We start from the raw sequence: 15,177 nt of genomic DNA on the forward strand, positions 1-15,177 counted from the left end.
CTCTTATGTCTTCTGTCTACACTTCTGCAAGCCAGCTTATTGGCCATACGCCGCTGTTGGAACTCACCCACATAGAAGAAGAGACCAAGACTCCCGCGCGCATTCTGGCCAAGCTGGAGTACTTCAACCCCGCAGGGTCGGTGAAGGATCGCATCGCCCAGGCGATGATCGACAAGGCCGAGAAAGACGGCCTCCTTGTCCCCGGCTCCACCATCATCGAACCTACTTCTGGAAACACTGGCATCGGGCTTGCCTCAGTGGCGACAGCCCGTGGGTATCGCGTCATCATCACCATGCCAGAGACCATGAGTGTCGAGCGTCGCCAGCTGATGAAGGCCTACGGCGCCCAGCTGGTGCTCACCCCAGGTTCCGAAGGCATGAAAGGCGCTATCGCCAAGGCCCGCGAACTAGCCCAAGAGATACCCCATAGCTTTGTGCCAGGCCAGTTTGAAAACCCAGCCAACCCTGCGGCGCACTATGAAGGCACCGGGCCCGAGATCTGGGAAGACACCGATGGCCAAGTAGACATCTTTGTCGCTGGCGTGGGCACCGGTGGCACCATCACCGGGGTGGGACAGTATTTGAAAGAGCAAAATCCCCAAGTGCAGGTGGTGGCAGTAGAGCCAGAGGACTCCCCCGTGCTGAGCCAAGGCCGTGCTGGATCCCACAAAATCCAGGGCATTGGCGCCGGCTTTGTGCCAAAGGTACTCGACACCCAGGTTTACGACGAAGTCGTCCCTGTCTCCAACGACGACGCCTTCGCCGCAGGCAAGCTCCTAGGGCACACTGAGGGCATCTTGGTGGGCATCTCCTCTGGAGCCGCCCTGGCCGCAGCCTTGCAAGTAGCCCAAAGGCCAGAAAACGCAGGAAAGACCATCGTGGTGCTCTTCCCCGATACCGGCGACCGTTACCTGTCGACCCCCCTGTTCGCCGAGGAAGATTAAACCTTCCTGCCCTGACTTTCCATAGCAAAGGGACCGCCTCGATGAGGAGGCGGTCCCTTATTTCATCACTTTCTTTCCGAGTCAAAGAAGAAAGTGACTTACCAGCTTACCTTAGAAACGCGTTCAAATCGACACCTATCTAAGAGTGAGGTATGAGAGGCTGCCCGCGGTGACGCGGGTTTCTCGGCAGGAAAGACTACTCAGCAGCGTACATGTCGGCGGGATTCTGGCCGGCGAAGAGCACCTCGGAGATCTGCTGGCTGCTCAGGGGCGCCCAGTCGTCGCCGCTCTTGGTGAAGGTGACGGTCACGGGGTTGGTGACCGTGGAGACGCTGTCTGCATCCAACTCTTCCTGAAGCATGGAGAAGCACTTCTTCATGACGCCCTCTTGGTCGTTGTTGGCAATGAGCTCCTGTGCCTCGGCCGAAGACGCCCACTCCAAGAACTTGGGCTGCAGCGAGCTGCCCAGGGCGGCAAAATCGATGTTGGTGGCGTCGACCACCACGTTGGCCTCGTCGCCATCCACGGTAACCTGATTGATCTTGTAATCAAAGTGTTTGGTGAGACTCTTGCCTTCGATGCCGTAGGACTCGAAGGTCGAAGCGGTCTCGGTGCCCATGTACTGCTCGAAGTCTTCCTGGGAAAGATCGGGATTCTTAAGCTGATCAAGATAGGAGGTAGCGGCCTTGCGCACGGCATCCTCGGGCGAAGCGCAACCGGTAAGCATGGGTGCGCACACCACCAGGGCCAACGCGCACATAAGAAGGCCCAGCCAGAACTTGCGGGGTTTGGGGGCAGCTGTACAGGTATTCACAGAACAGCTCCTTTCATGCAAATGTCTCATCTCTCTCATCACAACAGATCCATAAGTGTGACGGATTCAGCTTAGCAAAAGGAACCTTTAAAGCCCATCACAACTCCCCTTTTCGTGCGCCTTTTCTTAGCCCAACGGCCGCCTAGGCAAAGTTTTTAAATAGTTCTTCACCTCGTCGGATATCTTGTGACTCTCCCGTGCTTTTTGAATGGCCGCTCGACGAGTCCACTCATCGACCAATCCCGATGGCTCCAGATACGGAATCGTTGTTTCCGGCTGCGCCGCCAGCGCCTCTGCCAACAACCATGCCCGAGCTTTATCCACGTAGTAGGCCTCCGAGCCCGTCTCAGGCACATCCGGCGCCCCCGACAACCGCGTAACAGCCACATATCCCAGCACCCGACCACAGGAGCGCTCGCCCAAAAAATAGCGCATGAGTACCCTGAGCCCAAAGCGCATCACATAACACTGGTCGCTTGTGCACCAACGAGCCAACGGCTCTGCCAGCTCCTGCTCATGGCCCGAGAAAGGCCCCAGCGGAATCTGGTCGCATACCGCCCAGTTGTCCACATAGGGCAGCAAGCGCTCCACTGCGGCAAGCGCCTCCTCATAGCTGCCCAGAAACCCCACCGCCAAGGCTTGTACCAGACTCTCCTCGAAGTAAGCATGGGGTAGCTGGGAGAGAAAGCTCCGGGCATCTGAGCGGCTCACAAGGTCTTTGGCAATGCGCCTCAGCTCTGATGTGGGCACACCCACAATGGTTGCCGCATCCAGGGTGGGCAGCAGTTTTTGATTAAAGGCCTTGAGGGAGGGCTTTCGAGCTTGGGCGAGAGAGCGGGCCACAAACTCGGACGCAGTATCCTCAGGGAAGCCGTCCAGTTTGGCCACCAGCACGTCTTCCAGCGGCCTGTGGGCGGCCATCGCCAACAGCCGATCTTTTTGCGTATGAGAGAGCTTTTTGAAGTGAGCTTCTGCGCTGAGTGCGCGCCCTTTGGTATAGAAACGCGCCTGAGCCACCAAGCGCAGAGGCCTATGCGCTTGGGTGTAGCGAGCTCCTTGCCCCTTCTTGTGGGCAGCCAGGCGCGCTTCAACATCAGGCGAGTATCCGGTGTAGAGGCTTCCATCCTCGCATTCCAGCACATACATGTAATGGGCAAAGGGTTCTGCCATAAAAATGCTCCTTTAAGGGTCTGGAACACTGCTCCTTTAAAGATCGGGGCTCCCATTTAAGATAGGTGCTCAGCGCAGTTTGCCTAGCGGGGTATACGCCAATCTGCTCACGAGCACACTCATGGCCCTCGTACGACACATCGTACGAGGGCCACGGATACCTTTATGTGCAGACTGCCCTCCGCACACTGCTTGTTTGGTATCAGAAGCGCAGCGTATGTCATGCGAATATGCGACGTGGTTGTTCGTCGCCCTGGGGCTTTGTAAAACCCGAGGGCGATCAAGCACTACATCGCATGATCCGCCCGCAACAAGCGCGCATCCCACCACCGGCACACTCCCCTGATGCCAAAAAGACCCAGGCACCCATACGGGATGCCTGGGTCTTGTACAAGCAGTCAAAGGCGCGGGCCTACCTGCATGTCATCCAAAGACTTTACCCCATGCCTTCTCATTAGGCTACTGGCAGCCTTAAGGCCTAGGACCTTGGATGCACGATTGCAGCCTGAGCAGCAATTACTGGTAATCCACCACGTCGATCCAGCTCATCATGAAGTCATAGTCCTTCTCGCGGCCACGGGACAGCTCGGCAGCGGCCACAATGGACAGCCAGTTGTGGACTACCTGACGAGGGGTATCGGACTTCTTGCAGTAGAGGTCCAGATACTTCTGGGCCAGCTCGTGATCCTCCATCTCAAACAACATGTAGCTGATAGCAGCGTCTGCAGCGGCCGAGCCCTGGGTTGCGTGGGCCCAGTCGCAGGCGTAGAGCTCGCCGTCGTCTCCCACGATGACGTTTGAGGGATTGAAGTCGCCGTGGCATACATCGACCTCGTTGGGCATGCCATCCAGGCGCATGTCCAGCTCGTAGCGGGTGGTAGCGTCCAGCACGTCGGTCAGAGACGCGATCATGCGGGAGTACTTGTCCTTCTGGCGCTGGAGCAAGGGGGCACGGTGAGCGTGGATGTCGATCTGGAAGTCCACAAACATCATGAGATACTTCTCGATCTTCTCAGGGTTCTCATCCATGAGCTCCTGGAGCGTCTTGCCCGGGATGCGAGTGGTGGTGAGGGCCCAAGAATCCTCGATCTTGGCTACCGACACAGGCTTGGGCGTGTTGATGCCAGCCTCGTTGGCGCGGGCCAGGTTCAGGGCCTCGTTGAAGACGTCAGAGACGGGCTTGGCCTCGTTGAAGACCTTGACGATGGTGTCGCCGTCTTGAAAAACCACCTTATTTACTCGCGAAACCAGCTCTTCCATGGTCCTTCCTCTCTCTTTTAGGTAGCGGGCCTTATAGGAAGGTGAGGCCCTGAGGGTCAGAGCCTCACCTATCAAGCCGAAATGCGGTAGTGCGTAAGGGTTGTATCTAGTTTAATCCTGATAGTCCTTTGGCTCACGGCCATAGTAGGCATCCAGGTAAAGATTTTTGATCTCGCTCATGAGCGGGTAGCGGGGGTTGGCACCGGTGCACTGGTCATTGAAGGCCTGTTCGACCATGTCGTCCAGGGTGTCGTTGAAGTAAGTCTCGTCCACACCGTAGTCGGCAATGGTGGGCTTGATGCCCACGTGGGCGCCCAGCTCGTCGATGGCCTTGAGGAAGTTCTCAAAGACCTCGTCGTCATCCTTGCCGGTGATGCCTACATAGCGGGCGGCCTCGACGTAACGCTCCTTGGCCTGGGGATAGGCGTACTGCGGGAAAGTGCCCATCTTCACAGGCACATCGGCAGCGTTGTAGCGCATGACGCGGGTGAGGATCACAGCGTTGGCCACACCGTGAGGCAGGTGATGGAAGGCGCCCAGCTTGTGAGCCATGGAGTGATTGACACCCAGGAAGGCGTTGGCGAAGGCGATACCGGCCAGGCAGGAGGCGTTGGCCATGTGCTCGCGAGCCACGGGATCGGCAGCGCCCTTGTCGTAGGCAGCAGGCAGGTTCTCGAAGACCAGCTTGATGGCCTGGAGAGAAGCCGGCTTGGTGTAATCGCTGGCCATGATGGAGACCAACGCCTCCAGCGCGTGGGTGAGCACGTCCATACCAGAGGCAGAGGTGAGGCCCTTGGGCTGGTTCATCATGTTGTCCACGTCGACCACGGCCATGTTGGGCAGCAGCTGATAGTCAGCCAAAGGCCACTTGATGCCGGTCTCGGCGTCGGTGATGATGGCGAAGGGGGTTACCTCGGAGCCGGTACCAGAAGAGGTGGGGATGGCCACGAAGTAAGCCTTCTGACCCATCTCGGGGAAGGTGTAGATACGCTTGCGGATGTCCATGAAATCCATGGCCATGTCCTCGAAGCGGGCTTCGGGGTGCTCGTACATGAGCCACATGATCTTGGCTGCGTCCATAGCGGAACCGCCGCCCAGAGCAATGATGCAGTCGGGCTCGAAGGAGCGAATCTGCTTCACGCCCTCCTCGGCGCACTGCAGGGTAGGATCGGGGGCCACGTCCCAGAAGCAGGAGTGCACGATACCCAGCTGATCCAGCTTGTCCTCGATGGCCTTGGAGTAGCCGTTCTTGTAGAGGAACTGGTCGGTGACGATGAAGGCGCGCTTCTTGCCCATGGTGCCCAGCTCGTCCAGAGCAACAGGCATGCACCCGCGCTTGAAGTAAATCTTTTCAGGGGTGCGGTACCACAGCATATTGGTCTGCCTCTCTGCCACAACCTTAGTGTTAATGAGATGCTTCACGCCTACATTCTCGGAGATGGAGTTGCCGCCCCACGAGCCGCAGCCCAGGGTCATTGAGGGCTTAAGACGGAAGTTGTAGAGGTCGCCGATGCCGCCCTGAGAGCTGGGGGTGTTGATGACGATGCGGCAGGTCTTCATGGCCTCGGCGTGCTTGGCCATCTTCTCCTTCTCATTCATGGTGTCGATGTAGAGGGAGGAGGTGTGGCCGTAACCGCCGTCAGCGATGAGCTGCTCGGCCTTGGCGACGGCGTCGTCGAAGTCCTTGGCATGGTACATGGCCAGCACAGGAGAGAGCTTCTCGTGAGCGAACTCCTCGGAGAGCTCCACGGAGTCCACCTCGCCAATGAGCACCTTGGTGTTCTTGGGCACGTTCACACCGGCCATCTCAGCGATGGTGTGAGCGGACTGACCCACGATCTTGGCGTTCAGAGCACCGTTGATGATGATGGTCTTGCGCACCTTGTCCAGCTCGTCGCCCTTCAAGAAGTAGGCGCCACGACGCTTGAACTCGTCCTTGACCTGCTTGTAGATGTCGTCCAGCACGATCACAGACTGCTCGGAAGCGCAAATCATGCCGTTGTCAAAGGTCTTGGAGTGCAAGATGGACATGACGGCCAGCTTGATGTCGGCCGAGGAGTCGATGATGGCGGGGGTGTTGCCAGCGCCGACGCCTAGGGCGGGCTTGCCGGAGCTGTAAGCGGCCTTCACCATGCCAGGGCCGCCGGTGGCCAGGATGATATCGGCGTCACGCATGAGCTCGTTGGTGAGCTCCAGGCTGGGCTCCTCGATCCAACGGATGAGGCCCGCAGGTGCGCCGGCAGCCTCAGCGGCTTCACGCACGATGCGAGCAGCCTCGATGGTGCTCTTCTTGGCGCGGGGGTGCGGCGAGATGATGATGGCGTTGCGGGTCTTCAAAGAGATGAGGGTCTTGAAGATCGCGGTAGAAGTGGGGTTGGTGGTGGGGATAACTGCCGCCACAATGCCAATGGGCTCGGCGATCACCTTATAGCCACCAGCTGCATCCTCTTCGATGACGCCGCAAGTCTTGGTGTTCTTATAAGCGTTGTAGATGTACTCAGAGGCATAGTGATTCTTAATGACCTTGTCTTCCACAATGCCCATGCCGGTCTCCTCGACGGCCATCTTGGCCAGAGGAATACGGGCTTTGTTGGCTGCCATAGCAGCCTGGAAGAAGATCTCGTCGACCTGCTCCTGAGTAAAGGTAGCGAACTCCTCCTGAGCAGTGCGCATCTCGGCGAGAGCCGCCTTCAGGGAGTCGACGCTGTCGATGGTCTCGACGGTATCGAGAACCTGGTCTGGATTAGCCATGCATGACCTCCATCTAACCTTGGATAGGCGCTTCTATCGTGAACCATCCCGCCTGGGCATCCTTAGCGCCCAGGACGAACAGCTCAAACCTCTAGGGCAAATACTAGAGTGCCTTTAGGGTTGACCAACACATGAACCATTGGCCGATTGGCTATTGACACCTATATCTAGCTGCAATTCTTCTAAACTGCTCTCATCATTAAATATAATTGCTTATGTTATAGGTATAGGTCCGACTAGTCATTTAAGCCCTCTAGCAGATATATCGCTTTTTCAAAATTGGATTTTTTTAACCCAACGCCGCAGGTAATCTTGGGTATCACTCCCAGGTACTACGGCAGTTTATGCCGAGAAACCCTTGGCTTCCAAAATTCACCGCTCGCACCTCAGAATAATTCATACGGTTATTGATGTCTACACAAATTCTTCAGACCAGCCGTCTCTGATGTACGAGTCCCTTTATTTCTTTATCATACACCTGGATACTATCTGATAGTCAACCTGGCTCTCTGGCACCCACGCATCGCTGGTGTCATAAACGCCAACGACTCCTCTAGGCCGGATCCAACACCGCTTCCAACCACATCACAATGGCCAGTGGATCCTCATCCCCCACTGCCAACAACAGCGAGGCCTCATCACCAGGTACCGAGAAAAGCGCGCTTCGCACCCGGGCCGCCCCTCCGGTCTCGAGACCTGAGGCTACCTCAAGAGCCCCTTGGACCTCTTGAGGTCCTGCCAGACTAAAGCGCACCCACTGACCAAACCCATGCTCGAAGGTTCTCAGCGCTACCGGGTGCGAGATATCTTCCGGCAAACCCGGATACCTCACCGCACTCACTGCCGGATGGCAGGCAAGATCTGCCACCACCGCCTGAGCGTTGTGGTTTCGCGTAAGGCAGAGCGCGTTGTATTCCTCCAACTGCGGCTCATGGGCAGAAGTCCCCCACTGCCGCACCAACGCCTCCAACGCACCGTAGGTCTGCTCGTCTTTGCATACGTCACGGGAAAGCGATAGAGCGCAGAGGTTTACAGGTGCCTCTGCCAGGCTAGTCAGGTCATCTATCACCACGTCTGCCCCGCGCATGATGGCAGGGCAGGTAAACGAGCCCACGCGTGAATTATCTGCCAAAAGCCACGAGGCTCCAGAAGCCCCATCACCGACAGATCCCCCGCTTAAAGCAGATCCCCCACCACGCAACGCCGCCTTTGCGTATTTGATGTCGCCTACCGCAAAGCTTGCAAGGTCCATCGTCTCAAGGCACTCAGACACACGAGGCACCTCAGATGTGAGCGCACTTCTCAGCTCAGAAGCAGAAGAGGCCACTAGCCAGGTCTTTTGGCATCGTTTGCCCAAATTGGTAGAGATCACCCCTGCAGCATCGGGTGCCACAGGGGTGGAGGTCATAGCACTCATGAATGGCGGCTATTCCGGATCCGGCGTGGTGTCGTCAGCGGGATCGTCCACGTCGTGGGTCTCCTCCAGCGCACGCTTCTCATTCTCTGCCACCAGCATCTCCAGGCGAGCATGCTGAGAGGGCATCCACGCCTTATAGACATGGCCTTTCACGTCGCGGCCAAAGTCGTACTCCTTGACGGTATAGCGTTTGGAATCACGTCCACCCACCAGGCGGGACTTGATGAGAGGACCAGGGATGCCAAAGTAGGACATGCCCGAAGCCGGATCAAACAGCGCCAGCAGATTGTCGTCGGGAGTGGCATCCACCACAGCTTTTACCAGCGTCATGGTGTCGTCGTCAAAGCGGTAGTTAGAAGACTTGGGGGTTGATTTGGCCATGAATTGGTCCCTTTCTAAAGATTCACAACGCCTAGTGGGTTGCCTTGGGCTTCTCTGTCAGAAGCTCTGCCAGCACCTCGGCATGGCTCCGGCGCTTATGAGTAGCAGTACCTAGAATAGCGATGTTTTGGTACTGGCCATACTTGGTAGAGAAATCTGCCAGCGACCCGCGGGAATCTATCAGGGCCTTATAGCCGCTCGCATACTCGTCAAAGTCAATGTGATGATGCAGATAAGGCTCCAACAAGTCAGTAGTGGGCGCCAGGTCCACATCGTGGGCATAGGCAGCCCCCACGATGGTCTTCACGAAGTAGGCAAGGTCGCGCTCTTTAGTAAAGCCGCAAAGCTGGTTGGTGTTGTGAAGTCGCACATCCACCAACAGGTCGATTTTTGCGTCGATCAACTTGGTAAAAAAGTCCTCGGCGCTGGTCTCATAGGCCGAGAGTGTCATAAAGGTTTGACTCATAGGATACCTCCCCTTGAAGGGTTTCGCACAATACGCGCTATATACCCCACCGCGCAGCCTACTGCCCCAACTAGCCGCAAACCCGGCTATCTAGGCAGAATCATCCATCTTGTCAGGGATTTGAGTCTTCAAAAGCTCGTAGGAAGAGACTAGCTCCTTATGGGCGTTCCCAAAGTCCTCCCGATAATTCTCCAAGGTTCCCGAAGGCCTTCTCACCATCTCACACAGGACCTTGTACTCTTTTTGCATGTCCCTCACGGTGTCATAGGCTTCGTCACAGCCCTCCGGAGGAGAGGCCAGCTGCTTGAACGAGTCGTCTATAGAGCATTCTGTGCTCTCCATCTCACGACAAAGCCCGTTATAGGCATTGGATGTCATCAGCTTGGACAGCGCCTGGTTGGGATCGGCCGCTTTATAGGGCGCAATATCTTCATCCCAGCTGCCGTTGGGATTGTTGATCGCAGAGCTCCAAACGCTTTCCACCAGACCGCCGGCCTCCACTGCTTTGGCTCCCCCATGCAAAAAATGCTCGGCAGCGACATTGAGGTAGTCTACATATTGATTGAATGCCTCGACTTTGGCGCGTGTCGCAGTAACAGCAACCGCCTTTTGATGGGCATCAAAGAGAGCATAGCCCGTCGCTGCTAAGGCCATAACCACCGCAATCACAATAGCGATAGCGAACGACGCATGTGAGAATGCGCTGCGCCACTTAGCGTCATGCACCTCGGCATTTCCCCCACTTGCATCCCGTGCGTCAGCACCTTGCAAGTGGGCGTTTTCTTTCTTGCCGCCTTTAGTTTCATCAGCTTCGCTCATGACAGCCCCCCCTCGCCCCTTCTTACAATTTATACGGCGGATCATCAATTGCGCAGTTACACTACCCTCATGTCCCAGGAAAGTTTCCTTGAGCTCGGCACTGTTTAGCAATTGTCATTTTTTGAACAGTTCCCATCCATCAAACCGTAGGCTCTCTGCATCGGGAGGCTCCCCTCGCAGTTCATCTGTCCCGCACTGGTGCGCCCCCATCTCAAGGCGTCCAGCAGCTCGAACTTCGATGCCCATGCCGCAAAAAAGAGTACTATGACTATTCATGGCTTCCTGAACGCCACTTGAACAGCCTCATCCATCCGCAACCTCCCGGAGCCACCCATGCCCTTTGTCTCCCTCATCAAATGCACGCTGCCCGCTGCGCTGCCGGTGATGCTGGGTTACGTGGTCATTGGCATTCCCGCAGGTATCCTCGAAGCTCAGATGGGCCTCAACGCCCCCATGGCGTTCTTCTTGAGTGCCACCTACTACTCCGGCGCCGGCCAATTCATGCTGGCAAATATGTGGATCGCCGGCCAAAGCCCGCTTTCCATCGCCCTCTCCATCTCGCTGGTCAACCTGCGCCAGCTGCTCTATAGCGCCTCGCTGGCTCCGCGCCTGGCCACCACACCTGCACCTCTCAAAGCCCTCTGCACCGCCACTGTCACCGACGAGTCCTTTGGCGTCAACACAAGCCGCTTCTCCCAAGACCCCACCTGGTCTGCCACCGAAGCCACCCTTACCAACATCCTCTCCATGCTCGCCTGGGCCTCCGCCAACGCTCTGGGAGCTTTCGCTGGCGACATACTGCCCATCTCCACCGCCGTGGCCTCCTTCGCCATGACCTCCATCTTCATCTGCCTGTTGCTCACCCAGACCTTCACCACCCCTACCCTCCTGGTGGTGGCCGTCTCTGCCCTCGTGGTCATTGGTTGCAAACTGGCAGGCCTTGGCTCTATGGCCATTGTCGCCGGAGCCCTCGCCGGAGTAGCCGCCGGCGTAGCCCTGGACATTCACCAAAATCCTTCCGCTGCCGAGAAACCCGCGCCCTCCCACCTAGACGCCAACCATCCTTCGCACACCCCAGACACCCCCTCCACTCCTGGAGGTGACCGCTAATGACCGATCTCGCCTGGTTCTGGCCTGTCTACACAGTACTTTTGGTTGGCATGCTTCTCTGCCGATGCGTCCCCGCCTTTGTCCTTGGCAAACGCCAGCTCTCAATGCGCACCACTCGCGCTTTGGAGCTCATTCCTGCCGCCGCCTTCGCAGCCCTGGTGGCCAACGACCTCTGTCAACCGGAGCTCTGGGCCCAAAGCCTCTGGACCGGTGCCATGCCTCTCATAGCCTCAGCGATAGTGGCCCTTTGTGCCGTCAAAACCAAATCCCTCGCCCTTTGTGCTGCTGTGGGCGTAGCCGTCTACCTGGTACTCTCTGTTATCTAGCTTGGGCGGGCAACTCCCATTTTTAATTCCCACCTCCCAGCCCAAATCGAATAACCTCAAATCGGGTAAACGCAACACCTCTAGTCACCCTACCGAGAGGCCCCTTATGCACCATCCCCGCCGCCCCATCGCAATGCTCGTCGCTTTGTTCACCATCACTCTGGCGCTCCTCGCCGGGTGCAGCTCACCTTCCAATACCCCCACCCAAGACACCTCCAGCGATTCCCAGCAGTCTTCCCAGCCGGCAAGCACGCCGGCGCCAAAGCCCCGAGATCCCAGCGACGCCGCCCCCTCCATCACCGGCACCCTCTCGGTCAAAGGCACGCAGCTCTTAGGCGATGACGGCCAACCCGTCCAACTCCGAGGCGTCTCCACCCACGGCCTCGCCTGGTTCTCTCAGTACGTCAACCAGCCCTTCTTCCACCAGCTGCGCCAAGACTGGAACGCCAACGTCGTGCGCCTGGCGCTCTATACCGCAGACTCCGGCGGTTACTGTACCGACGGCGACCGCGCCAAGCTCACCCAACTGATCGAGGATGGCATCGACCAGGCCACCAACGCCGATCTCTACGTCATCGTCGACTGGCACATCCTCTCAGACAACAACCCCTTAACCCACGTCGACGACGCCAAAACCCTCTTCTCTACCATTGCCGAGAAGTACGCCCACTCCACCAACATCATTTACGAGATCTGCAACGAGCCCAATGGCGATACCACCTGGAACGACGTCAAAAACTACGCCAATCAAGTCATCCCGGTCATCCGCCAGCATGCTCCCAACGCCGTGATCCTCGTAGGTACTCCCAACTGGTCCCAACGGGCAGATGAAGCAGCCGCCAGCCCTCTCGACTTCGACAACATCATGTACACCCTGCACTTCTACGCTGCCACTCATCAGCAGGATCTTCGCGACACGCTTTCTGCTGCCAACAAAGCCGGCCTTCCCATCTTTGTAAGCGAGTTTGGCATCTGCGATGCTTCGGGCTCCGGCACCATCGACTACGCTTCCGCCAATGCCTGGGTCGACCTCATGGACTCTCTCGACATCAGCTACGTCTGCTGGAACCTTTCCAACAAAAACGAAGCCGCTGCCCTCTTCAAACCCGACTGCACCAAAACCAGCGACTTCACCACAGACGACCTCTCTGCCGAAGGTCTCTGGCTCTGGGAAACCCTCCACGGCTAAAAGAATCCAAAACCGTAAAGCACGCTTTACAGATCGCACTCTTTTCTCCCTAAGTGCAAAACGCGTTTTACACTTCCTCATCTAGGATAGCTCTCATGGCAGACCTCCTTCACAAGGCCAAGCTCGACTGCGAGCAACCCCATGTCGACGGCCTTGACTAGGGCATCGAAGCCCTTAAGGGCCATGACAAACACGAGATCAAAGAAACCAAGCGCATTCTAAGGCGCAACAAACGCAAATCTTAATCTGCCGATAAGAACTACAACATCAAATCTGTAATTTCAGCTCTGGCAAATTCTTATACACGCCATGCCTATGACCTACTCGCACCACTTCTATAAGCAAGACCTCATCTTTTAGGCGTCCAAGAATCCGATAGTTACCAGCTCGCCAACGCCAGCCAGCCTGCGTTCCTACCAGTTGCTTTCCTCCAATAACCACCCGAGGGTTATCGCAGTCTGCTAGGTTCTTTTGAATCCAGGCAAGGATCATTATTCGTTGCTTTTTAGGTATTGCAGCCACTTCTTTAGCGGCTCGCTTTGTGAACTCTACTCTCCAGCTCACTCAGCCTTCATGGCCGCTTCGATGACCTCCTCCAAGGAATAGCGAGTGCCGTCATCTTCTGCCAAAGCATCTCGATAAGCCGCCAAATCACAAGCGTCTTCCACCGCCTCTAATACTGCTTCTCTTACTACCTCGGAGAAAGACTTTCCTTGCATGTCAGCATAAGCTTGTATCCACTGACGCTCTTCAGGCGCAAACCTAATTGCAGTGCTCGTCATGGCCATAGCAAACCTTCCTAACCACGCTCTCTTAGTCAAAACGGTTGTACCCCATCGTAGTACGATATTGGCGCAACAGTATCTTTCCTCAAAGTTGCTGACTACTACAGCCTCGATCTCTTCGAGGCTTCCAATCCCGTCCATGATGCAGAAGACCCCCAAGACCGACTCGTACAAATCAAGGCAACCCAGGGAACCCGAGTCGCCTTGAACGAAGAGCCCAACTATTTAATTGTCCTTCTGATCCATCCCGACGGATCCTTCGAGGAGATCTGCAATGGCCCTGGCAAGCAAGTCTGGGAAGCTTGCGGCAAGCAGCAAAAGACAAGCCAACGACCTATCTCACTCACGAAGCTCCGAACTCTTAATCAATCCGTCCAAGCTGCCGAGAAAATCGCACCCCCCCCAGCTGCAGAAAGATAGTCCTTAGAGCTAATCCTCCTCTTCGATGGTTTCCTCCACAACCACATCCTCTTCTTCAATGACTTCCTCAGGCACTGGCTGAGCCTGAGGAAGTTTCTTCAACTGCTCTAGAAGCTTTCCTGATTCGGTCTTTAAGGTCACGTAAGTCATGGCGCCACTTACCACTCCCCCAACAAGAGGCACGACCTTACCAACAGCCTTTCCTACACCAACTTTAGTTACCTTCACGCCTATTGCACGCAAAACCGATTTCAAAACTGGATACCACGTCGTCTTGGTGAGGGTGGCTTTAGCTACATTCTTAGCCACGGCCTTAGCTGCGTTGCTTGCAAAGGCTTTAAGACCAACAGCTGCTCCTCCAACACCTACCATGCAGCCAAAGAAGAACGCGAGTTTTGCCAGTGTCTCATCATCCGTCTCATCAACTTGATCAAGGAAATTATCCCAACCATAGGTATAGGCGAGCTTCTGCATGATGCGAAATGCATGGACATAATACTGGGTGATATCAGCAGGAATGGTTCCCACCATAGCTAAACCACCAGGAAGCCCGGCAGCGAAGGACATCCAAGAAGATTTATTAGTCTCAAGGGCGATGGATTCACGTGCGATAGCATCAAGGATCTCAGGATCAACTCCTGCGACTGCGGGGCGCTCAGCAATAGCCAAGTCAATCTGTACTTGAGAGAGACCCTTCTTTGCCAGCTCCTGCTGCAAGAATGCCTCTCGCTCAATCTTGACGCCCCTCAACCTGATCGCAGAGAGCAAAAAACTTCTTAGCAAACGCCTCAGCTTCTTGATCCTGCCGATCCATGGCATCTTGAAGATCTCCATCCACAAAGGAGCCATCGGCAAATTCCTCTTCAGAATCCTCAATCTCGATATCCTCTAGAAGATCAGCCATTTCTTCATTGGCATCAGAGATGTCAGCAACATCATCTCTATCAAGATCTGCCTTATCAGGCTTCTCCGATCAAAACCCTTTAGAGAATCCCTCGATAGCGCCGTTTACGCCCGCACCGACCCTCTCTGCTGTCTCACCCAAAGCAGAACCAACCTCTGTGGCAATCTGGGTGGCACCTTCAGCCATTTGTGCAGCTCCATCCACAAGACCTTGTACATCGATGTTCTTCAATGCTCCCCAGAGCGATTTTTTAGGATCTATCATTCAAAGTCTCCTTCAACAATCAGATGATTTTGAACGCATCTTCAAAAGCATATATAACTGGAGGCAGCTAGCAAGGACAAAGCAGGCGATCATTTATAGCGAAAGCCGCAGCTTCTTAGCGTTAAAGGCGATAGATCCCATTGGGATAATTCATGCT

17 protein-coding genes are annotated in these 15,177 nt (G+C 56.0%); 5 read left to right on the top strand and 12 right to left on the bottom strand.

Features of this window, described 5'->3' with window-relative positions; genetic code table 11:
• Nucleotides 1-5 precede the first annotated feature (5 nt).
• Nucleotides 6-944 carry a cysteine synthase A gene (cysK, locus tag OR601_RS05840; RefSeq protein ID WP_265591322.1) on the top strand — a complete coding sequence of 313 codons (939 nt, stop codon included), beginning with the start codon at nt 6-8 and terminating at the stop codon, nt 942-944.
• 196 nt (nt 945-1,140) lie between these two features.
• On the opposite strand, the gene OR601_RS05845 is transcribed toward cysK, so the two are convergent.
• The 8 genes from OR601_RS05845 to OR601_RS05880 all read right to left on the bottom strand — a co-directional run bounded on the left by OR601_RS05845 (nt 1,141) and on the right by OR601_RS05880 (nt 10,022).
• Entirely contained in the window at nt 1,141-1,758 is a 618-nt protein-coding gene (locus tag OR601_RS05845) for a hypothetical protein (RefSeq protein ID WP_265591323.1), read from the bottom strand.
• 126 nt (nt 1,759-1,884) lie between these two features.
• The gene (locus OR601_RS05850; RefSeq protein ID WP_136013081.1) at nt 1,885-2,928 is read right to left on the bottom strand and encodes a GIY-YIG nuclease family protein; all 1,044 of its coding nucleotides are present in this window, start codon (nt 2,926-2,928) and stop codon (nt 1,885-1,887) included.
• Between the two features lie 516 nt (nt 2,929-3,444).
• Nucleotides 3,445-4,188, bottom strand: a complete 744-nt coding sequence (locus OR601_RS05855) for a phosphotransferase family protein (protein WP_136013080.1) — start codon at nt 4,186-4,188, stop codon at nt 3,445-3,447.
• Between the two features lie 111 nt (nt 4,189-4,299).
• On the bottom strand, nt 4,300-6,939 hold the full coding sequence (adhE, locus tag OR601_RS05860) for a bifunctional acetaldehyde-CoA/alcohol dehydrogenase (protein ID WP_265591324.1): 2,640 nt from the start codon (nt 6,937-6,939) through the stop codon (nt 4,300-4,302).
• A 553-nt stretch (nt 6,940-7,492) separates the two neighbouring features.
• Nucleotides 7,493-8,347 carry a PLP-dependent aminotransferase family protein gene (locus OR601_RS05865; RefSeq protein ID WP_265591325.1) on the bottom strand — a complete coding sequence of 285 codons (855 nt, stop codon included), beginning with the start codon at nt 8,345-8,347 and terminating at the stop codon, nt 7,493-7,495.
• Nucleotides 8,348-8,365: 18 nt separating this feature from the next.
• Nucleotides 8,366-8,737, bottom strand: coding sequence for a hypothetical protein (locus tag OR601_RS05870; protein WP_265591326.1), 372 nt, complete (start codon nt 8,735-8,737; stop codon nt 8,366-8,368).
• Between the two features lie 31 nt (nt 8,738-8,768).
• A complete protein-coding gene (locus OR601_RS05875) occupies nt 8,769-9,203 on the bottom strand; it encodes a DUF488 domain-containing protein (protein WP_265591327.1) in 435 nt (144 codons plus the stop codon).
• 90 nt (nt 9,204-9,293) lie between these two features.
• Nucleotides 9,294-10,022 carry a hypothetical protein gene (locus tag OR601_RS05880; RefSeq protein ID WP_265591328.1) on the bottom strand — a complete coding sequence of 243 codons (729 nt, stop codon included), beginning with the start codon at nt 10,020-10,022 and terminating at the stop codon, nt 9,294-9,296.
• A gap of 333 nt (nt 10,023-10,355) precedes the next feature.
• Here OR601_RS05880 and OR601_RS05885 point away from each other — a divergent pair, with 333 nt between their 5' ends.
• The 3 genes from OR601_RS05885 (at nt 10,356) to OR601_RS05895 (ending at nt 12,647) form a co-directional block, all read left to right on the top strand.
• A complete protein-coding gene (locus OR601_RS05885; protein WP_265591329.1) occupies nt 10,356-11,132 on the top strand; it encodes an AzlC family ABC transporter permease in 777 nt (258 codons plus the stop codon).
• Nucleotides 11,132-11,458: an AzlD domain-containing protein gene (locus OR601_RS05890; RefSeq protein WP_265591330.1), complete on the top strand. Its 327-nt coding sequence runs from the start codon at nt 11,132-11,134 to the stop codon at nt 11,456-11,458. The genes OR601_RS05885 and OR601_RS05890 overlap by 1 nt, the downstream gene beginning before the upstream one ends.
• A 106-nt stretch (nt 11,459-11,564) precedes the next feature.
• Nucleotides 11,565-12,647, top strand: a complete 1,083-nt coding sequence (locus OR601_RS05895; RefSeq protein ID WP_265591331.1) for a glycoside hydrolase family 5 protein — start codon at nt 11,565-11,567, stop codon at nt 12,645-12,647.
• A gap of 267 nt (nt 12,648-12,914) precedes the next feature.
• Here the strand turns inward: OR601_RS05895 and OR601_RS05900 are convergent, their stop codons facing one another.
• The gene (locus tag OR601_RS05900) at nt 12,915-13,211 is read right to left on the bottom strand and encodes a type II toxin-antitoxin system RelE family toxin (protein WP_265591332.1); all 297 of its coding nucleotides are present in this window, start codon (nt 13,209-13,211) and stop codon (nt 12,915-12,917) included.
• Entirely contained in the window at nt 13,208-13,573 is a 366-nt protein-coding gene (gene relB / locus OR601_RS08650; protein ID WP_323373069.1) for a type II toxin-antitoxin system RelB family antitoxin, read from the bottom strand. The genes OR601_RS05900 and relB overlap by 4 nt, the downstream gene beginning before the upstream one ends.
• On the opposite strand from relB, the gene OR601_RS08695 reads away from it, so the two are divergent.
• Nucleotides 13,496-13,852 carry a DUF6998 domain-containing protein gene (locus tag OR601_RS08695; protein WP_407658198.1) on the top strand — a complete coding sequence of 119 codons (357 nt, stop codon included), beginning with the start codon at nt 13,496-13,498 and terminating at the stop codon, nt 13,850-13,852. The two genes, relB and OR601_RS08695, sit on opposite strands and share 78 nt — an antisense overlap.
• Nucleotides 13,853-13,861: 9 nt before the next feature.
• Here OR601_RS08695 and OR601_RS05910 read toward each other — a convergent pair whose 3' ends face one another.
• Both OR601_RS05910 and OR601_RS05915 read right to left on the bottom strand, forming a co-directional pair.
• The gene (locus OR601_RS05910; RefSeq protein ID WP_265591333.1) at nt 13,862-14,728 is read right to left on the bottom strand and encodes a hypothetical protein; all 867 of its coding nucleotides are present in this window, start codon (nt 14,726-14,728) and stop codon (nt 13,862-13,864) included.
• Between the two features lie 97 nt (nt 14,729-14,825).
• Nucleotides 14,826-15,020, bottom strand: a complete 195-nt coding sequence (locus OR601_RS05915; RefSeq protein WP_265591334.1) for a hypothetical protein — start codon at nt 15,018-15,020, stop codon at nt 14,826-14,828.
• Nucleotides 15,021-15,177 lie beyond the last annotated feature (157 nt).

The organism is Leptogranulimonas caecicola, from assembly GCF_023168405.1.
Taxonomy (GTDB): domain Bacteria; phylum Actinomycetota; class Coriobacteriia; order Coriobacteriales; family Atopobiaceae; genus Leptogranulimonas; species Leptogranulimonas caecicola.